Here is a 26528-nt window from a genome sequence, read left to right on the forward strand (position 1 = left end):
TTGATATCCTAAATGATTATGTTGTAATCGGGGTCTAAGCTATCCATAGGAATATGGAAGTCATTTGGCTTATTAAAAGGATTATTCTAATGCGCTCTCTTTCTGTACAGTGGAAAATTACACTGCTTGCTGGTTGCTGCCTGCTTATTACCTCTTTGTCCCTTATCGGGTTTTCAATTTATAACGCGACCTCCAATCAGCAGGTTATAAAAACGCAAAGCTCTGAGTCTGTAATAGATAAATCCCAACAATTGCTTGCTTCCGTTTCTCAGCTGAATGCAATGGAAGTACAAAAATATTTAGATGAAGCGATTTATAGAGCAGAAATGCTTGCTTCAACCGCTATGTTTTTGAAAACAAACGCAGAAGAAAACTTTACCCCTAGTGAAGAATTAAGAACCGCTTTAGATGAAATGGTCCGCCGCTCCGTTATTGAGTTCGACTCAATTCAAGGCGCTTACTTAGTTTTCCGTCCTCATATGTTGGATAGTGAAGACGATAACTACATCGAAGCGGATTACGTAGGTTCTAATGAGATCGGACGTTTTGCTCCATACTGGAAGGTTTCAGAAAATGGGGAAAATATTTTATCGAATGTACTGTCAGAGGAAACTCTTAAAGATAGCAGCAACAGTGAACGTTTCTACTGTCCTTTATCGAGTGGTGAGACGTGCGTAAGTACACCGAAACTGGTAGATAGTGACCAAGGAAAAATCCTTACGACTTCAATTTCTGTCCCTATTTTGATTGATGATGTAGCAATTGGCTTTATGGGGATCGATCTTAGACTTGATGGTCTAACCGCGATTGCTCAAGCATCTGACCAAAGCCTATTTGGCGGAAGTGGCGCAGTGTACGTAGTGAGCCTTGATGGCTCTGTGATTGCTACCGATAACCAGTCAATCCAAGTTGGCAGTGCTTTCTCAAGCCAGCAAGTTTCAAATGATGTGATGACAGACTTCCTATTTGGCGGTGAAGTCTTCACACAATGGAGCGATAATCAACAATGGTTACTTTCATTTGCTCCGGTTCAAGCAGCTAATCAGGTTTGGGGCGTGCTATTCGAAATGCCACGTTCTAGTGTTGTTGCTGATGCTGAAAGATTAGACAGTGTGATAAGTGCTAAAGTCGAAGAAGGGGTCAGAACGGAAATTACCGCGGGTATTATTTTCGTACTTCTAGGCTTGGCCGTTATCTTTATTGCTTCTCTATCCATTGTAAAACCGATTCGTGAAGTGGTTTCTCGATTGAACGATATTGCGTCTGGTGAAGGAGATTTGACTCAACGTCTGGAGGTGAAATCTCAAGATGAAATTGGCCAGTTGGCTCAGGGTTTTAACTTATTCTTAGATAAGCTACAGCAAACCATCAAGCAAGTGGTTGTAACCACTGAGCAAGTTGCAGACACGACGACTAAGGTTAAGCAAACCGCATCAGATACCCGTATTAGTAGTGATTCTCAATTTAAAGAGGTGGATCTGGTAGCTACTGCTTCTGAAGAAATGACGCAAACTGCTGGTTTGGTTGTTCAGAACGCCGAAATAGCGGTAGAAGCAGCGAACCAAGCTAATAGTTCAGCGAAGCAAGGCCAACAAGTTATTGAACTTTCGGCTGAAGAGATGATTAAGCTAGTAGACCGTATGACAAGTGCTGTACCGATTGTTGAAGAGCTAGCAAAAAATAACGGTAATATCACAGAGATCTTAACGGTTATCGAAGGTATCTCTGAACAGACCAATCTACTCGCATTGAATGCGGCGATTGAAGCGGCTCGAGCCGGTGAACAGGGCCGAGGCTTCGCGGTTGTTGCTGACGAAGTGAGAAGTTTAGCAAGTCGAACGCAGTCTTCTGTTGGCGAAATTCGCGAAGTGATTGGGAAAGTACATACTGGTACGCAGGACGTAGTCGAAGCGATTCAAGAAGGGAATGTCTTAGCCAACGATACAGCGGCACATGTTCAGAATGCTGTGCAAGATTTGAGTGCGATATTTGAGTCGATTTCAGCCATTAGCGATATGAATAGCCAAATAGTGAAGGCAGCTGAAGAGCAGCAATCTGTATCGGGAGAAGTTAATCAAAGCGTATCGAATATTCGAGACTTGAGTGCACAAATTTTAGAGCATGCAGGATCTTCAGAACAAGTCGGTAACGAGATTGATCGCTTGTCTAAAGAACAGCAGAGCTTGGTTAATCAGTTTAAAGTCTAACGCTTCGCTAAAAGCAAAACGGGCACCATCAGGTGCCCGTTTTAGTTTCTCGAATAGAATTACTCTTCGATGAACCAGTAACCTTTATTCACCAAATCAGTTAATAATGAAATTGCAGAACTCGATAGTACTTGTGTGTGTTCTACTGTCGTTGAATCACAAAGGGATTTTAAAAACTCGATATCCTCATCTGCGACTTTAATGATTTCACCATTAATGTAAGCCATGTGTGACTCTTGTTCATGGTACAGGGCTTTCAGTCCTGACACTCGCTGAACGTCGCCGCCCGCACCTAAATGCTGAGAGACTTCTTCCGACTTCCATAAAGGGTCAGGAGCGACAATGTCCAATTGATGGCGAGACTGGCTCAACAAGCACCCCATGAAATCGTTGACGGTATTCTTCTCTTCAAACGCTGACTTTAACATCTGCGTTAAGTTCTCTAAGTCACGCTGGCGAATTTGTCCGTTGTTTTTTTGAGAAGCAAACTCAGGGTCATGGAGATGAACGTCACCCATATCATGCGCTAGAACAAAATCGGCAAAGTTACTGATCAGCTCTTGCTCTTTAGGAGAACGATAACCGATAGAATAGCTCATTGATGGTTCAAGCGTTGTCCCTTCATGAGGGAACCCAGGTGGAATGTAAAGAATATCCCCAGGCTCGAGCGTTTCGTCGATGATAGAGTCGAAACTTTCGATTTGGCGCAGTGCAGAAGCACGGCATGTCTCTTTGTACTGGCCTTCGTCTTTGGCTCCAACTCGCCATTGACGCTTACCGCTACCTTGAATGATAAACACATCATATTGATCAATATGTGGACCAACGCCTCCGCCAATTGCGGAGAAACAGATCATCAGATCATCAAACAACCAATTTGGAATTGAAGTGAAAGCTTCGGTAAGTTGGGCGCAGCCTACGTGCCAGTGATTAGCGGCTTGCACGATCAGTTGCCAGTGGCTTTCTGGTAAATCACCAAACTTGTCTTCGGAAAACGGGCCGTGTTCAGCCGACCACTTATCGTTTAGGTTAGCTACAAAACGTGAGTCAACTTCCTCTTCCATGGATAACCCAGCGATTTCTTCCGGAGAGATAGGGTCGATAAAGTTTTGAAATCCACCTTTAATCACAGTGGGTTTCTTATGCCAATAGTTCTCAAGGAACTCAGACATAGAAAAGCTAAGTTGGTACATACTAATCCTGTTTATTTTTCTGGGTGCTGGGTGCTAGGTGCTAGGTGTGAGCTTAGAGCGTAAGTCTTGCTCGACTATTTTTAGTGCTGCCAGTGCAACTTTTGGGTCAACTTCATTACTCTCTAGCAAGTAGATTAAGTCGACAGCGAGTTTTACTTCATCAGGTGCATTGTCTAGCGGGGAAGGGGTCTCATTAGTCATGATAACGGTTCGGGTTCTCTAAATTAATTAACTGCTCGATTCTATTCATAGCATCTAGGCAGCGAGACAAACGTTGCTCTGCGATATCAAGGGCTTGTTCAGCTTGCGGCTTCAATCCTGCTGGGGATTCATTCAAAGCTTGTTGCTTTAATGATACTAATTGCTTTAAGCGGTGGCTCCAGTCTTGATGCTGAGCTAAATCGTTATATAACTCATTCACACTTTTATTTTGAGTGTTCTCAAGCGGTTTATCTTGCCTTAAGTCATGAGACACAAGTTCTCGCTGAAGCGCAGTGATTTGATTCATCAGCTTTTCAGATAAATATTGTGCTCGTTCGTTGCTTAGTTGACCATTTGATTGCTCATGGATGATCGTTTGAAAAGTGGCTTTTGCCTCTAAAGCACAAGGTAATAATTTTTTAGCTCGACATTTAAATAGTGAACGGTCGAAAAGCGGGAGATGATACCCCCCTCTTAAATCGTCGGCGTAAGAGCATTGAGTCGCAATGTTCTCTAATAGAGGCTTCAAATCAGAGAATTGACTCATAGGTTAACGAACCAGGCCTCATAAGCGAGCTTTAAGGCAAGAATACTGACAACCGTAACAAAGACTGGTCGTATAAACTTGGCACCAAAACGAATGGCAGAATGAGCGCCAACGAAAGCGCCTGCCATTAAGCATACGCCCATGGTTAAGCCTAAAACCCAATCTATATGGCCTAAGATGGCGAAGGTAACAAGCGATGTGAAATTACTAGTGAAGTTCATCGCCTTAGCTAATCCAGACGCCAACAAGATGTTCAGCTTATACAAGGCCATTGAACTCACCGTCCAAAAAGCACCGGTCCCCGGGCCTGCAACACCATCGTAAAAACCCAACACTAAGCCTTGGCCAATTTGTTTTTTCTTAAGGGTAGGGCATGGCTCCGGTGATACATTCAAGTTTGCATTCGGGTTTTTCTGGAAAATGGTATAGATAGCCGCGCCCAAAATGATCAAGGGTAGAACTTTCTCTAGCCATTCCGTACTGATCGCGTCAACGACCAGTGTACCGACCGTAGCGCCAATCAATGTGCAGATAAAAGCATTGCGCCAACATTCAGGTTTGAATAGTCGTTTTTTGTAGTAAGTAAACGCCGCGGTCGACGAAGCAAAAGTTGCCGCTAGCTTGTTTGTGCCTAAAGCAATATGCGGCGGTAATCCGATAGAAAGCAGAGTGGGAACGGTAAGCATGCCTCCGCCGCCCGCAACGGCGTCTATAAATCCAGCAATAAAAGCGACAAGCGCGAGGCCGACCAACATTGTTGGTTCAATCATTTCCATAAAATGGTCTTATTCTCTTTATATTTTGTTGTCACGAATTCGACGCGCCAAGCGTAGCAAAAGTCGATTCGTCTTTAATATTTAATGGTTCTCTTAAAAGGTGGCAAAGAGTCCAGTAATGATTGCCCGTAACGCTTTGTAACGATGCGTCGATCGAGGATGATGACTTTACCAGAATCTCTTTCTTTACGCAGCAACCGACCAACAGATTGAATTAGCTTTTTACTCGCTTCTGGGACAGTAATCTGCATAAACGGGTTTCCGCCTTTAGACTCGATATATTCAGAGTGTGCCCTTTCTACGGGAGAGGTCGGAACGCCAAAAGGTATTTTGGTAATGATTAAGTTCTCTAAAAGTTCGCCGGGTAAATCGAGCCCTTCTGAAAAGCTACCAGTACCAAACAAGATGCTGGTTTTACCACTATCAATCAGCTTTTTATGTTTTTTTAGAATCTCGGTTCTAGAAGTGTCCCCTTGAACTTGCAACGCCCAACCTTTTTTTACGAATTGAGTTGCTAACGACTCGGAGACCTGATTCATTTGCCAATAAGAAGAAAACAGCACCAAATTGGCGCGCCCTTGTTCGATCAAACTAGGTAAGATCTCTGTTAAATGCTCAGTGAACTGAGGGGCTTGAGGTTCATATTTCATTGCTGGCACGATCAACTCAGCCTGGTTTTGATAGTCAAAAGGAGAGGCGAGTGCCAGAAACTGAACCCCATTCTCGGCTTTTTGACTAATACCAGCTTGATGACAGAAAAAACTAAAAGAATTCAATGCACGCATGGTGGCAGAGACCAAAACCGCTCCAACGCACCTGCTCCAAATCTGTTGGTCTAGTTGCCAACCAACTTCAAGCGGAGAAACATTTACAATAAAGTCGCCTTCTTTTTCTTTATTGAGTTCTAACCAACGAGCAAGCGGTGCGCCTTTTTCTCGCTGAGGCTCTGCCATCAACTTCCAAACCTGGGCGAGGTTATCGGTTCTCTGTATATAGAAGCCAATTTCAGCTAATGCTGGTTCAGCAAGTTTTGAAGACAGCTCGCCATCTTTTACGCGCTCAGCAATTAGGTCAGCAATTTTTGCCACCGCTTGAGCGGCTTTTTGCGACAGCTTTTTTAGTTCTTGTGATTCGTTCTCTAGCCACTGAGGTAAATCACCATGCTCAAAGCGGTAGGTTCCTTCTTCAAATTGCGTTGCATCGAACTGTTTACTGAGCTGACTTAATGTAGGGATGAGTTGCTGCACCGCATCTTGAAGTTCATTACGAAAACGGCCCACTCGTCTTTCATCAGCTAGCCCAGAGAATTTAGTGATGGCTTGGTTTAGTCTTTCTAACCAAGATGCCGCGCCTTTTAAACTCGCCGCGGCGGACGAATGGTCACGCGCAACATGAGGTAAGTGATGAGCTTCATCAAATATGTAGATGCTGTTTTCAGGCTCAGGAAGGATCACACCACCTCCAAGATCGGCATCTGCCATCACTAAACTGTGGTTTGCAATAATGACGTCAGCTTTATCGAGTTCTGAGCGAGCTTTTTGAAATGGGCAATCGCGATGAACGGGTATGCTGTTATTGCAACTATGTTTGTCACTGACAATCATTTGCCAAATTGAATCATCGATTGGCTTTGGCCAGGAATCTCTGTCGCCATCCCACTTCCCATTAGCGAGGCTGGTATACATGGTTTGAAGCTGTTCGATGTCTTTCTTCTTAGGCTTCGTTTCAAACATTGCCATCTGACCGCCGTCGGTACCACTCGCTGCCGCTAATTTCTCAGCACAGCAATAACGTTGGCGACCTTTCGCCAATATAAAAGAGAACTCCCTGTCTGTGATTCTTCTATATAGAGGGAGATCTTTGTTTACCAACTGCTCTTGAAGCGCAACAGTCGCGGTTGAAATGATGATTTTTCGATTGTTTAAAACAGCGACTGGAATGGTCGCCATTAAATAAGCAAGTGACTTACCAATCCCTGTACCTGCTTCAGCAACAATCATGCGATTAGATTTGTGATATTGGCCACATAAGGTTTTGGTGATCTCGGCAACCAAAAAATTTTGAGCACGACGAGGTACAAAGTTTTCTAGCTGTGACTGTAAGTTTTGATAACTTGTGCGAATGGATTTTTGGATTTTAGTGGTTAGCATACTGTGACCTACATAACGGAGACAGGATAGTAGCACATAACACTAGTGCTTTCCTTTTCTTCGAAATAGCTTGCTTTCAAAGCAAAAACAGATCTTGTTCACAAAAAAAAACTGAACCATCAGGAACTTAACTATTTTTTTTAGAGTGAAATATATATAGGTCATAATATTGCTTTTTTGTAGTTTAAAATTCCGATCTATTCATGTTAATTACTCTTTTGTAGTATTTAAATCTAAATGTTTTTGTTTTGATCTAATTAGATTCTATTGTTTTTTTGTCGAGATATTAGCCGTAATCTTATGAAACTAAATGTAAACAATTGTTTTTAAAAGGTTTATGTTTTTTTTGGTTTGTTTTTTATCTTATTTGACACGCAGAATAATCTTTTGCAATCTAGACCTCGAAATTTAGTGGCGGTGACCAATCAACAAAGAGTGATGGTTTCAGTCATACAAAATATAAAAGGGAACCGGACAAGGAATTCCCATTCTTAGAAAAGGCAGTGGATTAATTATGAAAAAGACTCTATTAGCATTAGCTGTAATGACAGCTGCTGGTTCAGTAAACGCAATCGAACTTTACAACAACGAAGGCGTTACAGTGGACATGAAAGGTGACGTAGAAGTACGTTATAAGAAAGGTACAGCTAAAGATTCTGACCTAGTTCAAGAAATCGACGATGCAGATTTCGGTTTTGACACTCGTTACGCTGTAAACGAAGATCTACAAGTTGGTGCTTACCTAGAGTTCTCTGGTGACAACAAAGACCGTGCATCTGGCGACACAAGTGTAGGTAACGTTTACATGGCGTTCTACTCTAACTCTATTGGTTCAATCAAGTTCGGTAAGCTTGACACTCAAATGGATGACGCTGGCGTTGGTTCTGACTACCTATTCGGTGTTCAATCTTTCTTCGCAGACGCTGCTTTTGGCGGTGAAGAAGCAGTACGTTACGACCTAGATAAAGGCAACTTCTATGTAGGTCTTGGTATCATCCAAGACCAACACAACGCTCAATCTATCGGTGAGAACGGCAGCTACTTCGATGCTAAAGCTGGTTACCGTGTAGCTGATTTTGACTTCACAGCATTCTACGCAGACGCAGAGCTTCGTGGTACTAAAACTGTTAATGATGTTGTAGTTACTCTAAACCAAGACGAGTCTATCTTTGCTCTTGAAGGTCGTTACGCTGGTATCGCAGACGTTAACCTAGAAGTTGGTTACTACGCTGTAGACGCTAAAGAAGTTGCAACTGGTGCTAAAGATTCTTCAGACACTATCGCTCTTGCAGCTGATTACACTATGGGCAAAGTAACATTTGCTGGTGGTTACAGCATGACAGATAGAAAGAACAGCGAAGACCAAAACGATTGGTTCCTAAACGCTGGTTACGGCATTGCTCCTAACACTACAGCTTACGTAGAATTCGGTGGCAACGACAAAGACGATTCTGAAGTAGGTTACGGCATGGGTCTTAAAGCTTCTTTCTAAGAGCTACCTATAAAGTTTGAAAAAGCCACCGAAAGGTGGCTTTTTTTTTGCGACACTAGACAGTTAATAAACAATTTGATTGTAAATCTCCTGTGAGTTAATGAAGATAACGTCGTGTGAATGATAAATATTAAGGTTTTGATTTAAATGAACTTAAAACAACTAGCTTGTCTTGTGACAGCATCGCTAACAATAAGTGTTAATGCGGCGACTTTGGTTCCTGAAAAAGGAGTTTCAATATTATTCATTAACGGTCAAGAAGCCGAATCCAAGTTAGGTAAAAATGACATTGTTGATGGCACGAATCAAATTGTAGTGCGTATGGATAAAGAAGTTGGCCGTGGCAGCGGGAACAAAGTTTTTACTTCAGCGCCTTATGTACTTGATATCACAGTTGATGGTGATGTAGTTAAAATTAACCACCCTATTGCCCGAAGCCAGTCTGAAGCGAAGTCTGCATTTAGAGGGAATTCACCTAAGTGGAGAATTAGCCAGGATGGGAAGCCTTTAGACTACACGCAAGAGAAACTAAATGGCAAAGAAGGTGTTTTACCTTTCATGGCTATTGGAGAGCTTGTTGAAAAACACAATCAGCAGCGTGGCATTCATTTTGTAGATAACAAAAAAGTAGAAGCGACAGTCGCGAAAGCGGAGCCAGTGTCTGTTACCTCTACAGCTGTTGAAACACCTAAAGTTAAGTTGGACTCTTTTGAGCAGCTTAAAGCGTGGTATTTACAAGCATCTAAGCAAGAGCGCAAAGAATTCCGTAAATGGATGATTGACCAAGAATAATCAGTCTTCATATACAGAAAAGCGAGGCCATAATAGGTGCCTCGCTTTTTTCGTTTGTGGCTATGGATTAAATCTCTTTCCATTCGCCGGGTTGAAGCGTTCCGATATTCATATTTCCCATGGAATAGCGAATCAGTCTTAACGTAGGGAAGCCTATATTTGCGGTCATACGGCGAACCTGACGGTTGCGCCCTTCGATAATAGTAATGGATAACCATGTTGTTGGAATCGCAGATCTAAATCGAACAGGGGGGACTCGTTCCCATACGGCCGGCTCGCTCATTAGTTCTACTTGAGCGGGTAAAGTCATCCCGTCTTTTAGCTCAACACCTTTTCGCAACCTATCTAAATCTTCCTCAGAAGGGGAGCCTTCTACTTGAACCCAATAGGTTTTTGGAGATTTAGATTTTGGCTGAGTGAGTTTTGCCTGAAATATCCCGTCATTGGTCAGCACCATCAAACCTTCGCTGTCGCGATCAAGGCGGCCTGCCGCATAAACATCTTTCACTGGGATGAAATCTGCTAACGTCTTTCTACCTTCCCCGTCAGTAAACTGGCTTAAAGTATCGAATGGCTTATTAAAAAGAATGACTTTCCTATCTTCTATCGTGACTTTTGGCTTGTTCGTGGCTTGCGACTTGTGCTTTTTTGCTGGACGTCTATTTAGCGAAGGTTGCCCGCGTTTACTGAATCCACCTTGTTTAAAAGAGTTAGAGTTTTGTTTTTTAGAATCAGAACGATTTGCGCTTCGTGAGCGAGTGGACATGTTAACTACCTTGCAAAAATGTAAATGAAGTGTGCCTAAAAGTTTTCCCTAGAAAGGAATTGAGCTATCATTTGCGCGCCTAAATGACACAAAAGAAAACAAGTTATTGGACTCTAGCTCCGAATTTGTTTAATTATAACGTGTTTTATTATAACAGCGCACTCACGGATTTCGTCCATTCTCCAAGATTGAAGAGTGGAAAATAAGATAGAGTACGATTATCGGCCTGGCCTAAACTCGGATTTTCGCCAGCTGGTCAATTTATCCAGACTCACTTACTAAGTGAGCTTGTCAGAACTATAGGGAAATTTCATGCCTACTGAAAAACCAACAATCATCTATACCATTACAGACGAAGCGCCGGCACTAGCAACCTATTCTTTGCTGCCGATCATTCAGTCATTTACTGCGTCTTCTGGTATTAACGTTGAAACTCGTGATATTTCATTAGCAGGGCGTATTATCTCAAGCTTCCCTGAGCATTTGAAAGAAGAGCAACGTATTGGTGATGCACTTGCAGAGCTAGGTGAATTAGCTAAAACGCCGGAAGCGAACATTATCAAGCTTCCAAATATTTCCGCGTCTATTCCTCAACTTCAAGCGGCAATTAAAGAACTTCAAGCTAAAGGCTATGCTCTTCCAAATTACCCGGAAGAAGCAAATACATACGAAGAAAAAGCGATTAAAGCAACTTACGATAAAATCAAAGGTAGTGCGGTAAACCCTGTACTACGTGAAGGTAACTCTGATCGCCGTGCGCCTCTTTCAGTGAAAAACTATGCCAAGAAAAACCCACACTCAATGGGTGCATGGGCGGCGGACTCAAAATCTCATGTATCAAGCATGGAAGACAAAGATTTCTTCGGTAGCGAAAAGTCAACAACGATCAACGGCGCAACTGAGGTAAGCATCGAGTTTGTAGCTGCTGATGGCTCTAGCAAAACACTGAAGCCAGCTTTCCCTCTACAAGACAAGGAGATCATTGACACTTCAGTGATGAATAAAGCGGCACTTGTGGCTTTCTTCGAAAAAGAAATTGCTTCAGCAAAAGAAGAAGATGTCCTGCTTTCACTTCACATGAAAGCAACAATGATGAAGGTTTCAGACCCAGTAATCTTTGGCCACGCAGTAAAAGTGTACTACAAAGATGTATTCGCTAAGTACGGTGAGCTTTTCGAAAAGCTTGGTGTCGATGTAAATAACGGTATCGGCGATGTATACGCGAAAATTGCTTCATTACCAGAAGCTCAGAAACAGGAAATTGAAGCGGCAATTCTAGCTGTTTATGAAACTCAGCCAGAATTGGCTATGGTTGACTCAGACCGCGGAATTACTAACCTACACGTACCAAGTGATATCATTGTTGATGCATCTATGCCTGCAATGCTTCGTTCTTCTGGTCAAATGTGGGGTCCAGACGGTAAGCAAAAAGATACCAAAGCAATGATTCCGGATCGTAGCTATGCAAGTATCTATCAAGCGGTTATCGAATTCTGTAAAGAAAATGGTGCGTTCGATCCTACCACTATGGGTAGCGTTCCTAACGTAGGTCTTATGGCTCAGAAAGCAGAAGAATACGGTTCGCACGATAAAACATTCATTCTTGACGCAGCAGGTAAAGTTCAGGTTGTCGACGCTTCAGGCTCTGTAGTACTTGAACAGGACGTTGAGGAAGGTGATATCTTCCGTATGTGCCAAGTTAAAGACGCACCTATCCAAGATTGGGTAAAACTTGCAGTGACTCGTGCTCGTGCTTCGGATACACCAGCAGTATTCTGGCTAGATAGCTCTCGTTCACATGATTCTGAGCTAATCAAGAAAGTTGAAGCTTACTTACCAGAGCACAACACAGATGCCCTAGAAATTAAGGTGTTAGCTCCTCTTGAAGCGACTAAGTTCTCACTTGCTCGTATTAAAGAAGGCAAAGACACCATTTCTGTAACGGGTAACGTATTACGTGATTACCTGACAGACTTGTTCCCTATCCTAGAACTGGGTACATCAGCTAAGATGCTATCGATCGTTCCTTTGATGAATGGTGGTGGTCTATTTGAAACTGGCGCTGGTGGTTCAGCTCCTAAGCACGTTCAGCAAGTAGAGAAAGAAAACCATCTTCGTTGGGATTCTCTAGGCGAGTTTTTAGCGCTAGCGGCTTCACTAGAGCACTTGAGTGTTGTAACTGGCAATGCAAAAGCGAAAGTATTGGCGGATGCACTTGATAAAGCTACAGGTGAGTTTCTTGATAATAACAAGTCACCTTCACGTAAGGTTGGCGAGTTAGATAACCGCGGTAGCCATTTCTACCTAGCAGCATACTGGGCGAAAGCGCTAGCGTCTCAATCGGTAGATTCAGAACTAGCGGGTGAGTTTGCAGATATCGCGGCAAAACTGGCTGAAAATGAAGAAGCTATTGTAGCTGAGCTAAACAATGTACAAGGCGTTGCAGGAGAACTGGGTGGTTACTATGCTCCAGTTGATGCCCTTGCTTCTGCTCTAATGCGCCCAAGCTCAACGCTAAACGCATTCATCGACGCATAATTAAATGTGCTAGATAAAACAAACCCGCCAACTTGGCGGGTTTTCTTTTTTAACCTAAAACAAAGCTGAGTGGGTTATTTTGAGGCCATAGCTTCAATAGGTACAACAGAGCTCGCGTGAGAACCTTTCGGGCCTTTTTCTACTTCGTAGTCGACTTGTTGGCCTGCTTTTAAAGTTCTGTATCCATCCATCTGAATCGTTGAGTAATGAGCGAAAATATCGCCATCTTCACCTTCCGGACAAATAAAACCAAACCCTTTCGCGTTGTTAAACCATTTTACTGTACCTGTAGCCATGCTATACATCCCTCATGCATTTGTTTACTGATGTTGTGTTATTACGACGTTTAGTTGGCATTCAATGTCCAACTTAAACAAACCACCAATTAAGAAATTTTAATAGAAGTGCATAACTACCCATTAAAAAATCACGTACGTATTACTATCCCGTAAGTAAGTAAAAATTGGCGAATAAAAAACCACTAAGCTCCAATGTAGCTAATGATTCAGGACAGTCAATAGTAAATAGGTATAATTTCCAACAAATTTGATAACAAATCACCTTTGAGAATGGTAACTTTTCATTAACTCAATGATAACTTCGAAGTTGTTTCATCACTTCTCGAAATGTGCCTGCTGTCTTTTTAATCAATCACATATGTTAATCTTGTTAATAACCATCTTTTATTTGCAGCCTGCTAATTGGTGCATTAGGCTCAATATAGAGGAATGATTTTTTGTGCGAGTTTCGTAGTACACCATGTCGCTACGATGTGGTAGATTTATAGTGTAGTTACTTGTTTTTTCCTCTAACTCAACCTAACAAACCAAATGAGCAAAAATTTTGAATGGGCGTCTCCGGGCTCAGATTTACTGGAGAAAGAGAGAACAAAAGTTAAACCGCCGGCGATGTATAACGTTGTATTGAACAATGATGATTACACCCCGATGGACTTTGTAATCGAAATCCTTGAGCGATTTTTCTCTCTTGATATTGATAAGGCAACCCAAGTGATGCTCAAGGTTCATTATGAAGGAAAGGCAATTTGTGGCACGTATAGTGCAGAAATTGCAGAAACAAAAGTAGCGCAGGTGACAATGTATTCAAAAGAAAATGAACACCCGCTGCTATGTACAATGGAGCAAGCCTAACGATTTGCTCGAACAACCAAGTTGTTCCCTTAGGAGGTACTTATGCTAAATAAAGAATTAGAGTCGAGTTTAAATGGCGCATTTGCTCGTGCGCGAGATAAGCGACATGAATTTATGACCGTCGAACACCTCCTACTCGCATTATTAGAAAATGATGCTGCTAAGGAAACGCTTCAAGCTTGTCAGGCAGACCTTGAAGCTTTACGTCATGAGCTGGATATCTTCATCGATCAAACGACCCCACTCATTCCAGAAAATGACGATACTCGCGAAACCCAACCTACTTTAAGCTTTCAACGCGTACTTCAACGCGCAGTATTCCATGTCCAATCTTCCGGTAGAAGTGAAGTAACGGGTGCAAACGTTCTTGTGGCTATTTTTAGCGAGCAAGAGTCACATGCAGCGTACTTACTGAAAAAGAATGACATTAGCCGCTTAGACATCGTGAATTTCATTTCTCATGGCATTACTAAAGCGAGCGGAGATAGTGATGATTCTTCGTCTTCAGATTCGTTTGGTACAGAAAGTTCTGAAGAAGTGAACTCTGAAGAACGTTTAGAAAGCTTCGCAACTAACCTTAATGAAGTTGCTAAGCAGGGGAATATTGATCCTCTTATTGGCCGAGATAAAGAATTAGAACGCACAATTCAAGTACTGTGTCGTCGCCGTAAAAATAACCCGCTATTGGTTGGTGAAGCTGGTGTAGGTAAAACCGCAATAGCTGAAGGCCTTGCGTGGAGGATCGTTGAAGGTCAAGTCCCAGATGTTATCCAAGATAGTGTTATCTACTCACTTGATATTGGTTCTCTTCTTGCGGGTACTAAGTACCGAGGCGACTTCGAGAAGCGCTTTAAAGCAATTCTTAAGCAACTAGAAAAAGAAGACGATGCGATCCTGTTCATCGATGAAATTCATACTATCATCGGTGCGGGTGCGGCCTCTGGTGGACAAGTTGATGCCGCTAACTTAATCAAACCTCTTCTAAGCAGCGGAAAACTTCGTTGCATTGGTTCTACGACGTATCAGGAATACAGCAGTATTTTTGAAAAAGAGCGTGCGCTTTCTCGTCGCTTCCAGAAAATTGATATCGTTGAGCCTTCGTTGGACGATACCACTAAGATTTTAATCGGTTTGAAGCCTAAGTACGAAGCTCACCATGAGGTTCGTTACACCAATAAAGCATTGAGAGCAGCGGTAGAGCTTTCAGCTAAGTACATTAATGAACGTCATCTTCCGGATAAAGCCATTGACGTCATCGACGAAGCGGGCGCGCGTAGCCGTTTAGCTCCAGCAAGTCGCCGTAAGAAAACGGTTGGTGTCGCTGATATAGAGTCTATGGTCGCAAAAATGGCTCGTATTCCTGAAAAGTCAGTGTCTTCTTCTGACAAAGACATTCTTCAGAAACTTGACGATAAAATGAAGATGTTGGTATTTGGACAAGATCCAGCGATCGATGTTTTAAGCGAAGCTATCAAGCTAACGCGAGCAGGCTTAGGTGCTGACAATAAACCTGTGGGTTCATTCTTATTTGCAGGTCCGACTGGCGTAGGTAAGACAGAAGTGACGGTTCAGCTTTCTAAGTTGTTGGGTATTGAGCTATTGCGTTTTGATATGTCTGAATATGGCGAGAGACATTCAGTTAGCCGACTAATTGGTGCTCCTCCAGGTTACGTTGGGTACGATCAAGGTGGCTTGTTAACTGATGCGGTAATCAAGCACCCTCATTCAGTTGTGCTGTTGGATGAAATCGAAAAGGCTCACCCAGATATCTTTAACTTGCTGCTTCAAGTCATGGATAACGGTACATTGACAGATAACAATGGACGTAAAGCTGACTTCCGAAACGTTATCTTGGTTATGACAACCAATGCCGGTGTTGCGGAAACAGAGAAGAAATCTATTGGCCTTATCCAGCAAGATCATGCGCCAGATGCGATGGCTGAGATCAAGAAAGTCTTCACTCCGGAATTCCGTAACCGATTAGACAATATAATTTGGTTTAATAGCCTAGATGAAACAGTAATCCATCAAGTGGTGGATAAGTTTATTGTTGAGCTACAAGTTCAACTAGATGCCCGCGGTGTATCTTTAGAGGTTTCCGAAGATGCTCGCCATTGGTTAGCGGACAAAGGCTACGATAAGGCGATGGGGGCTCGACCAATGGGACGTGCCATCCAAGAGCAACTTAAGAAGCCATTGGCAAACGAATTACTGTTCGGAAGCCTAGTTGATGGTGGAACAGTTAAAGTGACACTTAAGAAAGACAATCTTAAATTTGAGTACCTAGGTGCTAAAGAAGAAGTCCTTCACTAAGGCTTTACTTTGTAAGTTCTAAAGTAGAAAGCGAACGCTAATGCGTTCGCTTTTCTGTAACTGACTCTTGAATTTAGCCCAATAAAAAACGGAGCGTAATGCTCCGTTTTTTATTGCAATCGATAATTAGAAATTAACGAGCGCGGAAGACGATGCGGCCTTTAGAAAGGTCGTATGGAGTCATCTCAACAGTTACTTTGTCACCAGTAAGAATACGGATGTAGTTCTTACGCATTTTACCAGAGATGTGAGCTGTCACTACGTGACCATTTTCAAGCTCAACACGGAACATTGTGTTTGGTAGAGTATCAAGGACAGTGCCTTGCATCTCAATTACGTCTTCTTTAGCCATTTAATCCTCTTTCGAAACTTGGCGGTTTTTAACGACTTGATTGTGCCGTCAAAAGCGAAATATGTAAAGTTGTGGCGTATTCTACCCTTGCCACCGCTGATTTACTAGCCTTTGATGACGTTGAAAACGCACTTTATAGTTCATAGCGGGACATTCATCGATCTGATAGCCCAAATATAGCCAGTGTTTATTGGTATTCTGGCTATATTCTATTTGTAGAAGTACGGCTAAAGTGCCGAGTGATAACTCAATATTCGGATCAAAAAAGGTATAAAACGCACTTGTACTGCGTTCCATTACGTCGGTAACGGCGATAGCAATCAGTTTACCAGCATCATATACATGTAAGTATTGCGTGGTTAACCAAGGGTTTTGAGAAAACTGAGCAAATTCATTTTGCTTAGGCGGGAACATGGTGCCATTTCTGTGACGTTGAGTAATGTAATCGCTGTATAGCTCGAACCAATTGTCATCCATTTTGTCTTTCATCTCCCAAGTGAAAGACTTCGCTTTATTTAGAATCCTTCGCTGGCTTTTGGATAACTTGAAGTCAGCAATAGAAACACGAATCGCATGACAAGAACTGCAATTATCACAGTGGGGTTTATAGATTGTTTCTCCACTTCGACGAAACCCATTTGCAAGCAACACTTCATAGTTCTCTGGAGTATGCATTTGTTCATCAAGCGCGACAGCAACTCGCTCCTGACGTTCTGATAGATAACTACACGAGTGATTGTCGGTTAGTCCGATTTTAATTTGGTGTAAATCTTGGTTCATCGAGGTTAAGCCTTAAGCCACTGTGATTCGAAACACCCACCTAGAAGCGGTTTATCTCTTAATGATAGCAATGATTGGAAAAACTCGTTCCTTTCCAACTCTATAGCACCTAAAGACTGCAAGTGAGGGTTCATTACTTGGCAATCAATGAGCTGCCCGTTATGGGCTGAAAAATGCTCGCAAAAATACCATAGTGCAATTTTAGAGGCGTTAGTCTGGGTACTAAACATCGACTCACCGCAAAAAACTTGCCCTCGTTGTAAGCCATATAAACCACCCACTAGCTCGTCACCAAGCCATACTTCAACCGAATGGCAATGCTTCTCTTTAGCGAGTTGAATGTATGCAGCTCGCATGTCTTCGTTGAGCCACGTCTCCTCCGCTGGCCTTAAAGATGCACAATACTCTATCACTTGGCGGGTTGCTTGGTTAATGCTGATGCGATAGTTCACCTTTCTTTGAAACTTTTTAAGACTTTTAGAGGGTTTGAATGTCTTAGGATTAAAGACGGCTCTTGGGGTAGGGCTCCACCAAAGAATGGGTTCACCTGGACCATACCAAGGGAAGATGCCTTGATTGTAAGCAGACAATATTCTTTGAGAAGACAAGTCGCCTCCGAAAGCCAATAAACCACTTGGGTCGTCAAGTGCTTCATATGGAGAAGGAAACTCGATACTGTTCGTCTCTAACTCTGTAAGGTATATAGTCATAGCATAAGGCCAAAATAGGCAACTGGGAGAATAGTTATGAAGAAATTGTTGTGGATTTTACTCGTTTTACCACTGTTCGCAAACGCAAGTTACAACAGGAACCAAGCGAGGCCTGTTAACGAAGTTGTATATGGGAAGGTCGATTCAGTTCGGTATATTACCCAAGAGGAGATTGTTCAGTCACAAGGAAGTGGCTGGGAAACCTTGCTGGGCGCAGCGGTCGGAGGGCTAATAGGTAACCAGTTCGGTGGTGGCACAGGTAAGGAAGTTGCAACTGCGGTAGGGGCTGTCGCAGGTGCAGGAGTCGCGAGAAATCGTGCTAATACTGAGTATAGAGTTGAATACAAGTTAGTTGAGATTCTAATCGCGACAGATAACGGAAAGCTAATCGACGTCATTCAAGATGCCGATAGGAACATGCTCTTTACCCGAGGGGATAAAGTCCGAATTTTATATTTTGATGATGGGGTAAGGGTAGATATCGCTTATTAGATTTAAAGCAAGTTTACTTGACTAAATATTCACCCTTGATTGTCGTATTAGGTCTGGAAGTCGAGTTTAAATTTAGATAGTCTGCTAGTACGAAGAATTATTCATCGCTCCATTTTCTCCAGTCATAACATACCGACTGGGTGAGCGACTAAAGGACAACAACATTTAATGGAAAGCCTAACGTTACAACCAATTCAAAAAGTAAATGGAGAGGTCAATCTCCCTGGTTCGAAAAGTGTATCAAACCGAGCTTTATTGTTAGCAGCTTTAGCCAATGGTAAGACCCGTTTAACTAACCTGTTAGATAGCGATGATATCCGTCATATGTTAAACGCTTTAACTAAGTTAGGTGTCAACTACACATTATCTGCGGATAAGACGGTATGTGAAGTTGAAGGGCTAGGACGAGCTTTTGAATCTAATGAAGCTTTGGAGCTTTTTTTAGGAAATGCTGGTACGGCGATGCGCCCGTTGGCTGCGGCTTTGTGTCTTGGTAAAGGTGAGTATGTTCTTACGGGTGAACCTCGAATGAAAGAAAGACCAATTGGTCATCTAGTTGAGGCATTGCGTACCGCTGGTGCAGATGTTGAATATTTAGAGAACGAGAACTACCCACCACTAAAAATTAATGGAACAGGGTTAAAGAGCGGCTCAGTTTCCATTGATGGTTCAATTTCAAGTCAATTCTTAACGGCTTTCTTGATGTCGGCTCCACTAGCTGAAGGCGAAGTAAGAATCAATATCGAAGGAGAGTTAGTCTCAAAACCTTATATTGATATTACGTTGCATATCATGAAGCAGTTCGGCGTCAATGTAATCAACAACGATTATCAAGAATTTGTTGTTCCGTCGGGTCAACATTACACCGCTCCGGGTGACTTCCTAGTTGAAGGAGATGCTTCGTCTGCCTCTTACTTTTTAGCAGCTGCTGCAATTAAAGGTGGAGAGATCAAGGTAACCGGTATTGGTAAAAATAGTATTCAAGGCGACATTCAATTTGCTGACGCGTTAGAAAAAATGGGCGCAGAAATCGAGTGGGGCGATGATTATGTGATTTCTCGTTGTGGTTCATTGCAAGGTATTGATATGGATTACAATCACATCCCAGATGCAGCGATGACAATTGCGACTACGGCTCTTTTTGCGAAAGGAACCACAGCAATTCGTAACGTATATAACTGGCGTGTAAAAGAAACTGACCGTCTATCTGCAATGGCAACAGAGCTGCGTAAAGTGGGTGCTGAAGTGGAAGAGGGTGAGGACTACATTATTGTGAATCCTGTCGCGAAGTTAACGCATGCTGAGATTGATACTTATGATGATCACCGCATGGCGATGTGCTTCTCGTTAGTCGCTCTAAGTGACACGCCAGTAACGATTAACGACCCAGGGTGTACATCTAAGACATTCCCAGATTATTTCGACAAACTGAAGATGCTTAGTCAGTAATAAAAAAGCTTGCCTTATGGCAAGCTTTTTACATCTATAATTACTATTTTTTTAGCGTAAATTCTTTGGAAAGGTGATGCGCTAAGTACTTGAACATGTTGAATACTGCAGTGGTGTTTGCCGTAGGTAAGCCATTGCAATCTAGGAAGTACTCACCTTTGAATACGAGTACGTCATCTTTCTCTGAAACACTGTCTGCTCGCATGCCTTCAATATAGTCATCGTGCTCTTGAATGATTTGGTTTGCGATTAGTAATAAATCGAATTCGGCGATTACTTGTTTAACTGTCATTGAAGTATCTCGATGAATGTGAAATTGAGCCATAGTTTAGTAACTCGCTATACAAATTCAATGATATCGCCACATATTAGGTAACGATTTTTGATAAACCCACGTTTATTTTGTGATTTATGGCAAAAATCATTCAATGAAGTTAGCGTTTGAATCATTGACGCGCATAGTATAGGCGCAAAGGTGTTATGAGTATTCATACTTGCATATCAAGTGTACAAATAGCTAAAAAGTAACTAAGTTTTTTAAAATGTAGAGTTACTGTCTTTTACCATGTTCCATGCATAGGTAAGTCGTCGATTTGTCGAGCAATCAGATCCAATTTTGAAAAAAGCGGTTGATCTTCTTGTAATCTCGCACAATAGTAAAAAAAGAAGCAATAATTTAGAACATCGTGCGTAAAACCACCCATGGCTTTAATTGGGGGTTTGCGTCGTGATTAAGGACGTTAGAGTCAATATGGGTAAATCGCTCGTTATAGTGGAGTCGCCAGCCAAGGCCAAAACTATTAATAAATATCTTGGTAAAGACTTTGTCGTTAAGTCGAGTGTAGGTCACGTGCGTGACTTACCGACAGCTGGCCAAAGTACTGGTAAAAAGGCTGCAGCAGTATCAACAAAGGGTATGAGCCCTGAAGAAAAGGCTCGTATTAAGAAAGAAAAAGACCGTAAGGCTTTAATTAAGAAAATGGGTATTAACCCATACCAAGAGTGGGAAGCGAATTATCAAATCCTACCGGGTAAAGAAAAAGTTGTAGCGGAACTGCAAAAATTAGCGAAAGACGCAGACCACGTTTATCTCGCAACCGATTTGGACCGCGAAGGAGAAGCTATCGCATGGCATCTTCGTGAGATCATCGGTGGTGATGAAGCGCGATACAAACGAGTTGTTTTCAACGAAATTACAAAAAATGCCATTCAGCAAGCCTTTGAAACTCCGGGTGAATTGAACATGGATGGCGTTAATGCTCAGCAAGCACGTCGTTTTATGGACCGTGTTGTGGGCTTCATGGTTTCCCCACTACTTTGGAAAAAAGTGGCACGTGGGCTTTCTGCTGGTCGTGTTCAGTCGGTAGCGGTAAAGCTTCTTGTTGAGCGCGAGCGCGAAATCAATGCATTTATTCCAGAAGAGTTTTGGGATATTCATGCCGACACAAAAACTTCTGAGAAGAATGATTTTAGACTCCAAGTTGCCCAAAAAGACGGCGTAGCGTTTAAGCCAGAAAATGAAGCTCAAACGAACTCTGCCTTATCGGTTCTTGAAAAGGCGGTATATGAAGTTTGTAAACGCGAAGACCGCCCTACTAAGAGTAAGCCGTCCGCGCCTTATATCACGTCGACGCTTCAGCAAGCGGCAAGTACCCGTTTAGGCTACGGTGTTAAAAAGACTATGATGTTAGCTCAGCGTTTATATGAGGCTGGTTACATCACATATATGCGTACAGATTCGACTAACTTGAGTTCTGAAGCAGTAGAAGCGGCGCGTGAATATATTGGTAGCGAGTTTGGTGGGAAATATCTTCCAGAGAAACCACTTGTTTACGGTAGTAAAGAAGGCGCTCAAGAGGCTCACGAAGCGATTCGCCCATCTAGTGTTGAAGTGCTATCTGATGACCTTAAAGGCGTAGATGCTGACGCTCATAAGCTGTATTCACTAATTTGGAATCAATTTGTTGCATGTCAAATGACTCCTGCTCAATACGATTCGACGACAATTAGTGTTAAAGCGGAAGAATACACACTTAAAGCGAAAGGTCGTATCCTGAAATTCGACGGTTGGACCCGTGTTCAACGTCCAATGGGTAAAAACGAAGATACCATTCTTCCATCAGTTCAAATCGGCGATAAATTGGATCTGGTAACTCTTGATCCGAAGCAGCACTTTACTAAGCCACCTGCACGTTTCACTGAAGCTGCTTTGGTAAAAGAGCTTGAAAAGCGAGGCATTGGACGACCGTCAACATATGCATCGATCATTTCTACGATTCAAGACCGTGGTTATGTAAAAGTAGAGCAAAGACGTTTCTATGCAGAAAAAATGGGTGAAATTGTTACTGACCGCCTTGATGGTAGTTTTAACGATTTAATGAACTATGACTTCACTGCACGAATGGAACAAAAGCTTGACCAAATTGCGGAAGGTGAAACGAGCTGGAAAGGCGTTTTAGATAACTTCTTTACTGATTTCACTGGAGATCTTGAAAAAGCCGATCTCGATGAAGAGTCGGGCGGTATGAAGCCAAATCATATCGTAGAGACAGATATAGAATGTCCGACCTGTAGTCGACCTATGGGAATCCGCACAGCTTCAACAGGTGTATTCTTAGGGTGTTCAGGGTATGCACTTCCACCTAAAGAGCGTTGTAAGACGACGATCAATTTGGGTGATGAAGAGGGCATTATTAATGTTCTTGAAGAAGATGTAGAAACGGCAGCATTGCGTGCCAAGAAGCGTTGTCCAATTTGTGAAACGGCGATGGACGCTTACTTGATTGATGATAAACGCAAGATGCACGTTTGTGGGAACAACCCGAACTGTGAAGGCTATGTCGTAGAGCACGGTGAATTTAAGGTTAAAGGCTATGACGGCCCGGTTGTCGAGTGCGATAAATGTAACTCTGACATGGTGCTAAAAAATGGTCGTTTTGGTAAATACATGGATTGTACGAGTGAAGAGTGTAAAAACACTCGTAAGATCCTTAAGAATGGTGAAGTAGCACCGCCAAAAGAAGACCCAGTGCATTTCCCTGAGCTTCCTTGCGAAAACTCAGATGCTTACTTTGTTCTTCGTGATGGTGCGTCTGGCCTATTTATGGCAGCAAGCAACTTCCCTAAATCGCGTGAAACACGTGCCCCATTAGTTGAAGAACTAGTGCGCTTTAAAGACCGAATTTCTCCGAAATTCCAGTATTTGACTACAGCGCCAGTTGCAGACCCTGACGGAAAACCAACCGTTGTGCGTTTTAGTCGTAAATCTAAGGAAAATTACGTTCGTACCGAGACGGATGGAAAACCATCAGGCTGGACAGCCCTCTATATTGATGGGAAATGGGAAATTACGGATAAACGTAAAAAACCAAAAGCTAAATAGACGTCAAAAAGCAGCATCTTAGATGCTGCTTTTTTTTGTCTGAAACCTAGAAGTGACTTTCAAAATCATATGACTCATGTTTCATTTTTGTATTTTTAGTACATAAATGGATTTTTTTTACATAAACCACTATCAAATTGGTTTCTTATGTGTCACATTTTTGTAAAAGAAGCTTAATACAATTTCCATGAGTACGAATTACATTGTGTGCACGGTGTTTATTGGCTGTTAAGAAAATGTGAGGAGCCACAGGAGTAGTGTGAGCTAGCTTAAGTCTTAACAAAGCAAATGGTATTTACCACACAGAATGGTGTATTTAAAATTGTATTCGGTGTAAAAACCGATAAATTATAAGAAACAAAGTGCAAAGAATAGTGCACAAAAACAACGTTTGGCTTAGTTTTGTTTCAACAATCTAGAATGAATATCTGCTAAGTACCGAAACCAAATGTCGATGTTTATTCCCCCGAGGTCCCCCTCTTTTTAGACATCGATTATTTACACGCTATAAATATATGGAGAATAAAATGGCTGGTGTATTGGGAATGATTCTTGCTGGCGGTGAAGGCTCTCGTTTAAGACCTTTGACTGAATCCCGTAGTAAACCTTCTGTTCCTTTCGGTGGTAGCTACCGTCTAATTGATTTCGCTTTAAACAATTTTGTAAATGCTGATCTTATGAAGATCTATGTGCTTACTCAGTTTAAATCTCAGTCACTTTTCCACCACATGAAAAAAGGCTGGAATATTAGTGGCATTACAGATCGATTTATCGATCCGATTCCTGCACAGATGCGTACGGGTAAACGTTGGTATGAAGGCACGGCTGATGCCATTTACCAAAACCTGCGCTTCATGGAGCTGGAGGAACCAGATCAGGTGTGTATTTTTGGTTCTGACCACATCTATAAAATGGATATCAAGCAGATGCTTGATTTCCATAAAGAAAAAGAAGCATCGCTAACGGTTTCTGCTCTACGTATGCCATTAGCTGAAGCATCTGAATTTGGTGTTATCGAAGTTGATGCTGAAGGGCGAATGATTGGTTTTGAAGAAAAACCAGCAAACCCGAAACCTATCCCGGGCGATCCAGAATCAGCTCTAGTTTCAATGGGTAATTACGTATTTGAAGCTAAAAACTTGTTCGCAGAACTGATTGAAGATGCAGATAAAGAAGGTTCTTCGCACGATTTCGGTAAAGATATCATTCCAAATATGTTCCCACGTGGAGATGTGTTTGTTTACGATTTCAGCACGAACCGGATTACAGGTGAACGAGAGGAAGTATACTGGCGTGATGTGGGTACGATTGATGCCTACTGGCAAGCGCATATGGACCTTTTAGAAAAAGATGCTCCTTTCTCGTTGTACAACCGTAAGTGGCCTTTACATACTTACTATCCACCACTTCCACCGGCAACTTTTTCTGACTCAGCAAATGGTCGTGTTCAAATCATCGACAGTTTAGTTTGTAACGGTAGTTTTGTGCGTGGTTCTCGTATCGAGAAGTGTGTGTTAGGTTTCCGCAGTAACATCGCATCAGCGTGTGACATTAGTCAAAGTATCCTATTGGGTGATGTGAAAGTTGGAGAAGGCTGTGTGTTGCGCCGAGTTATCGTGGATAAAGACGCAGACATTGCACCTGGCACTCAAATCGGTGTTAACCTTCAGGAAGATAAAAAGCATTACCATGTTTCAGAAGATGGTATAGTTGTTATTCCTAAAGGAGCCCGTGTTGGTTACTAAGACGTTTTCTATTCTTTTTGTAGCGTCAGAAGTAGAAGGTTTGATTAAAAGTGGTGGCTTGGCAGATGTTGCCAAGGCACTGCCTAAAGCCTTGCAAAATCTTCAACAAGATGTTCGCGTTACCATTCCTGCATACCGAAAAATACCTAACCTAGACACTGCAGATGTTGTCCTTTCGACTGAACTCGATTTTTGGCCACATACAGCGTATCAAGTTCGCAAATTGTGGCTTGATGGTGTCGAGGTCTTTGCTATCGAGTGCGACAAGTATTTTGATCGCGCTGAGATGTATGCCGAAAATAATCAAGCTTATGATGACAATGGCGAACGCTTCTCGTTTTTTAGCGCAGCTAGCTTAGACATGTTGCCAAAGTTAGGCTTGAAGCCTGATATCGTGCATGCCAACGACTGGCATACCGGTTTTGTACCGTACTTACTGAAAGAGCGCTATAAAGATAACGAGTATTACCAAGGAATGCGTAGTGTCATTTCGATTCATAATGCGGTGTTCAAAGGCGTCTTTAGCTACAACCAACTGCAGAATTTACCGGAAATGCATCAACACAACGTACCTGAAGCCGCAGTTAGTCACTCTCACGTAACAATGCTTCGTGCTGGTGTTATGTGTGCTGATAAAGTGAATGCTGTAAGCCCAACCTATGCCGAAGAGCTGAAAACAGAACTTGGCAGTCACGGAATGGCGCAAGAGTTTCAGTCTCGTTCCCAAGACCTCTTTGGCATTCTGAATGGTTGTGATTACAGCGCTTGGAATCCAGAAACGGACACGTTCATCCCGAAAAACTTCAAAGCAACCCAGCAAAGCATGGTTCGTGGCAAAAAAGCATGTAAGCAAGGGTTGCAGCAAGAAGTTGGTTTGCCAGTCAAAGACTGTGCGGTGTACGGAATGGTCTGCAGACTGACAAATCAAAAAGGTGTTCATTACCTTTTGCCTGTTATTGAAGAGTTTTTGAAAAATGACCTTCAGATTGTGATAGTGGGTACTGGTGAACCGGTACTGGCGAGTCAGCTTAAAGATATCGCAGCAACACATTCTGACAAATTTGTTTTCATTGAAGCGTACAATAATCAGCTTGCTCATATGGTTGAAGCTGGTTCTGATTTCTTCTTAATGCCGTCAGAATTTGAGCCATGTGGATTGAATCAAATCTACAGCATGGCTTATGGAACATTGCCAATTGTGCGTGCTGTCGGTGGTCTGAAAGATAGTGTTAATGACTATGACGAAGATAGCGAAATCGCGACTGGTTTTTCTTTCACTGAGCCAACACCTGAAGCTTTATTGTTGATTTTGTTACGCTCTCTACTAATTTATTCTCAGAACCCTGCAGAAATAAAACGCGTTCAGCTCCATGCAATGAAACAAAACTTCAGTTGGGATGATGCTGCGAAGCATTATTTAGAAATGTACCAATCAGCTTTTTAACTGAAACTTTAAAAACTAAAAAGGTGCCACTAGGCACCTTTTTTTGTG

21 protein-coding genes and 1 pseudogene are annotated in these 26528 nt (G+C 42.4%); 11 read left to right on the forward strand and 11 right to left on the reverse strand.

What is annotated here, in order from left to right:
* Positions 1–89: 89 nt before the first annotated feature.
* Positions 90–2207 (forward strand): methyl-accepting chemotaxis protein, encoded by a 2118-nt coding sequence (locus ACHUFI_RS09015; protein ID WP_394248321.1) that lies wholly within the window; start codon positions 90–92, stop codon positions 2205–2207.
* A gap of 59 nt (positions 2208–2266) precedes the next feature.
* On the opposite strand, the gene ACHUFI_RS09020 is transcribed toward ACHUFI_RS09015, so the two are convergent.
* The 5 genes from ACHUFI_RS09020 to dinG form a co-directional block, all read right to left on the reverse strand.
* Positions 2267–3400, reverse strand: a complete 1134-nt coding sequence (locus tag ACHUFI_RS09020) for a ribosomal protein uL16 3-hydroxylase (protein WP_394248323.1) — start codon at positions 3398–3400, stop codon at positions 2267–2269.
* A 33-nt stretch (positions 3401–3433) separates the two neighbouring features.
* On the reverse strand, positions 3434–3601 hold the full coding sequence (gene rsmS / locus ACHUFI_RS09025) for a pleiotropic regulatory protein RsmS (protein ID WP_394248325.1): 168 nt from the start codon (positions 3599–3601) through the stop codon (positions 3434–3436).
* Entirely contained in the window at positions 3594–4148 is a 555-nt protein-coding gene (locus ACHUFI_RS09030) for a primosomal replication protein (RefSeq protein ID WP_394248327.1), read from the reverse strand. The genes rsmS and ACHUFI_RS09030 overlap by 8 nt, the downstream gene beginning before the upstream one ends.
* A complete protein-coding gene (locus ACHUFI_RS09035; protein ID WP_394248328.1) occupies positions 4145–4924 on the reverse strand; it encodes a sulfite exporter TauE/SafE family protein in 780 nt (259 codons plus the stop codon). The genes ACHUFI_RS09030 and ACHUFI_RS09035 overlap by 4 nt, the downstream gene beginning before the upstream one ends.
* A 74-nt stretch (positions 4925–4998) precedes the next feature.
* Positions 4999–7074: an ATP-dependent DNA helicase DinG gene (gene dinG, locus ACHUFI_RS09040; protein ID WP_394248330.1), complete on the reverse strand. Its 2076-nt coding sequence runs from the start codon at positions 7072–7074 to the stop codon at positions 4999–5001.
* 514 nt (positions 7075–7588) lie between these two features.
* On the opposite strand from dinG, the gene ACHUFI_RS09045 reads away from it, so the two are divergent.
* Together ACHUFI_RS09045 and ACHUFI_RS09050 are read left to right on the forward strand one after the other, a co-directional pair.
* The gene (locus ACHUFI_RS09045; RefSeq protein ID WP_394248332.1) at positions 7589–8566 is read left to right on the forward strand and encodes a porin; all 978 of its coding nucleotides are present in this window, start codon (positions 7589–7591) and stop codon (positions 8564–8566) included.
* 147 nt (positions 8567–8713) lie between these two features.
* On the forward strand, positions 8714–9358 hold the full coding sequence (locus ACHUFI_RS09050) for a YccT family protein (protein WP_394248334.1): 645 nt from the start codon (positions 8714–8716) through the stop codon (positions 9356–9358).
* A gap of 67 nt (positions 9359–9425) precedes the next feature.
* On the opposite strand, the pseudogene ACHUFI_RS09055 reads toward ACHUFI_RS09050, so the two are convergent.
* Positions 9426–9992: pseudogene (locus ACHUFI_RS09055) on the reverse strand (pseudouridine synthase); the annotation flags it as partial.
* Positions 9993–10436: 444 nt separating this feature from the next.
* Here ACHUFI_RS09055 and ACHUFI_RS09060 point away from each other — a divergent pair.
* Entirely contained in the window at positions 10437–12662 is a 2226-nt protein-coding gene (locus tag ACHUFI_RS09060; protein ID WP_394248336.1) for an NADP-dependent isocitrate dehydrogenase, read from the forward strand.
* Between the two features lie 74 nt (positions 12663–12736).
* On the opposite strand, the gene cspD is transcribed toward ACHUFI_RS09060, so the two are convergent.
* The gene (cspD, locus tag ACHUFI_RS09065) at positions 12737–12958 is read right to left on the reverse strand and encodes a cold shock domain-containing protein CspD (protein WP_394248338.1); all 222 of its coding nucleotides are present in this window, start codon (positions 12956–12958) and stop codon (positions 12737–12739) included.
* 534 nt (positions 12959–13492) lie between these two features.
* On the opposite strand from cspD, the gene clpS reads away from it, so the two are divergent.
* On the forward strand, positions 13493–13813 hold the full coding sequence (gene clpS, locus ACHUFI_RS09070; RefSeq protein WP_394248340.1) for an ATP-dependent Clp protease adapter ClpS: 321 nt from the start codon (positions 13493–13495) through the stop codon (positions 13811–13813).
* A gap of 42 nt (positions 13814–13855) precedes the next feature.
* Positions 13856–16126 carry an ATP-dependent Clp protease ATP-binding subunit ClpA gene (clpA, locus tag ACHUFI_RS09075; protein ID WP_394248342.1) on the forward strand — a complete coding sequence of 757 codons (2271 nt, stop codon included), beginning with the start codon at positions 13856–13858 and terminating at the stop codon, positions 16124–16126.
* A gap of 133 nt (positions 16127–16259) precedes the next feature.
* Here the strand turns inward: clpA and infA are convergent, their stop codons facing one another.
* The 3 genes from infA to aat form a co-directional block, all read right to left on the reverse strand.
* Positions 16260–16478: a translation initiation factor IF-1 gene (gene infA / locus ACHUFI_RS09080; RefSeq protein ID WP_001040192.1), complete on the reverse strand. Its 219-nt coding sequence runs from the start codon at positions 16476–16478 to the stop codon at positions 16260–16262.
* An 81-nt stretch (positions 16479–16559) separates the two neighbouring features.
* A complete protein-coding gene (locus ACHUFI_RS09085) occupies positions 16560–17258 on the reverse strand; it encodes an arginyltransferase (RefSeq protein ID WP_394248344.1) in 699 nt (232 codons plus the stop codon).
* 5 nt (positions 17259–17263) lie between these two features.
* Positions 17264–17968, reverse strand: coding sequence for a leucyl/phenylalanyl-tRNA--protein transferase (gene aat / locus ACHUFI_RS09090; RefSeq protein WP_394248346.1), 705 nt, complete (start codon positions 17966–17968; stop codon positions 17264–17266).
* A gap of 36 nt (positions 17969–18004) precedes the next feature.
* Here aat and ACHUFI_RS09095 point away from each other — a divergent pair, with 36 nt between their 5' ends.
* Both ACHUFI_RS09095 and aroA read left to right on the forward strand, forming a co-directional pair.
* Positions 18005–18460 carry an outer membrane lipoprotein gene (locus ACHUFI_RS09095; protein ID WP_394248348.1) on the forward strand — a complete coding sequence of 152 codons (456 nt, stop codon included), beginning with the start codon at positions 18005–18007 and terminating at the stop codon, positions 18458–18460.
* A 168-nt stretch (positions 18461–18628) separates the two neighbouring features.
* Positions 18629–19909, forward strand: a complete 1281-nt coding sequence (aroA, locus tag ACHUFI_RS09100) for a 3-phosphoshikimate 1-carboxyvinyltransferase (protein WP_394248350.1) — start codon at positions 18629–18631, stop codon at positions 19907–19909.
* 43 nt (positions 19910–19952) lie between these two features.
* Here aroA and ACHUFI_RS09105 read toward each other — a convergent pair whose 3' ends face one another.
* Complete coding sequence (locus tag ACHUFI_RS09105; protein ID WP_394248630.1) at positions 19953–20201, reverse strand: YciN family protein; 249 nt, start codon at positions 20199–20201, stop codon at positions 19953–19955.
* Positions 20202–20660: 459 nt separating this feature from the next.
* Between ACHUFI_RS09105 and topA the strand changes: the two genes are divergently transcribed.
* From topA to glgA, 3 genes are all read left to right on the forward strand, one after another.
* Complete coding sequence (gene topA, locus ACHUFI_RS09110; protein ID WP_394248352.1) at positions 20661–23291, forward strand: type I DNA topoisomerase; 2631 nt, start codon at positions 20661–20663, stop codon at positions 23289–23291.
* A 515-nt stretch (positions 23292–23806) separates the two neighbouring features.
* Entirely contained in the window at positions 23807–25036 is a 1230-nt protein-coding gene (gene glgC / locus ACHUFI_RS09115) for a glucose-1-phosphate adenylyltransferase (RefSeq protein WP_394248354.1), read from the forward strand.
* Entirely contained in the window at positions 25026–26480 is a 1455-nt protein-coding gene (gene glgA / locus ACHUFI_RS09120) for a glycogen synthase GlgA (RefSeq protein WP_394248632.1), read from the forward strand. Before glgC ends, glgA begins: the two co-directional genes overlap by 11 nt.
* The last annotated feature ends 48 nt before the right edge of the window (positions 26481–26528 follow it).

This window comes from Vibrio profundi (assembly GCF_043642225.1).
Classification (GTDB): Bacteria; Pseudomonadota; Gammaproteobacteria; order Enterobacterales; family Vibrionaceae; genus Vibrio; species Vibrio profundi_A.

Bases quoted from the DNA above. Each gene is read 5' to 3' on its own strand.
- ACHUFI_RS09015 (WP_394248321.1), top strand. From the start codon at position 90: ATGCGCTCTCTTTCTGTACAGTGGAAAATTACACTGCTTGCTGGTTGC.
- ACHUFI_RS09020 (WP_394248323.1), bottom strand. From the start codon at position 3,400: ATGTACCAACTTAGCTTTTCTATGTCTGAGTTCCTTGAGAACTATTGG.
- rsmS (WP_394248325.1), bottom strand. From the start codon at position 3,601: ATGACTAATGAGACCCCTTCCCCGCTAGACAATGCACCTGATGAAGTA.
- ACHUFI_RS09030 (WP_394248327.1), bottom strand. From the start codon at position 4,148: ATGAGTCAATTCTCTGATTTGAAGCCTCTATTAGAGAACATTGCGACT.
- ACHUFI_RS09035 (WP_394248328.1), bottom strand. From the start codon at position 4,924: ATGGAAATGATTGAACCAACAATGTTGGTCGGCCTCGCGCTTGTCGCT.
- dinG (WP_394248330.1), bottom strand. From the start codon at position 7,074: ATGCTAACCACTAAAATCCAAAAATCCATTCGCACAAGTTATCAAAAC.
- ACHUFI_RS09045 (WP_394248332.1), top strand. From the start codon at position 7,589: ATGAAAAAGACTCTATTAGCATTAGCTGTAATGACAGCTGCTGGTTCA.
- ACHUFI_RS09050 (WP_394248334.1), top strand. From the start codon at position 8,714: ATGAACTTAAAACAACTAGCTTGTCTTGTGACAGCATCGCTAACAATA.
- ACHUFI_RS09060 (WP_394248336.1), top strand. From the start codon at position 10,437: ATGCCTACTGAAAAACCAACAATCATCTATACCATTACAGACGAAGCG.
- cspD (WP_394248338.1), bottom strand. From the start codon at position 12,958: ATGGCTACAGGTACAGTAAAATGGTTTAACAACGCGAAAGGGTTTGGT.
- clpS (WP_394248340.1), top strand. From the start codon at position 13,493: ATGAGCAAAAATTTTGAATGGGCGTCTCCGGGCTCAGATTTACTGGAG.
- clpA (WP_394248342.1), top strand. From the start codon at position 13,856: ATGCTAAATAAAGAATTAGAGTCGAGTTTAAATGGCGCATTTGCTCGT.
- infA (WP_001040192.1), bottom strand. From the start codon at position 16,478: ATGGCTAAAGAAGACGTAATTGAGATGCAAGGCACTGTCCTTGATACT.
- ACHUFI_RS09085 (WP_394248344.1), bottom strand. From the start codon at position 17,258: ATGAACCAAGATTTACACCAAATTAAAATCGGACTAACCGACAATCAC.
- aat (WP_394248346.1), bottom strand. From the start codon at position 17,968: ATGACTATATACCTTACAGAGTTAGAGACGAACAGTATCGAGTTTCCT.
- ACHUFI_RS09095 (WP_394248348.1), top strand. From the start codon at position 18,005: ATGAAGAAATTGTTGTGGATTTTACTCGTTTTACCACTGTTCGCAAAC.
- aroA (WP_394248350.1), top strand. From the start codon at position 18,629: ATGGAAAGCCTAACGTTACAACCAATTCAAAAAGTAAATGGAGAGGTC.
- ACHUFI_RS09105 (WP_394248630.1), bottom strand. From the start codon at position 20,201: ATGACAGTTAAACAAGTAATCGCCGAATTCGATTTATTACTAATCGCA.
- topA (WP_394248352.1), top strand. From the start codon at position 20,661: ATGGGTAAATCGCTCGTTATAGTGGAGTCGCCAGCCAAGGCCAAAACT.
- glgC (WP_394248354.1), top strand. From the start codon at position 23,807: ATGGAGAATAAAATGGCTGGTGTATTGGGAATGATTCTTGCTGGCGGT.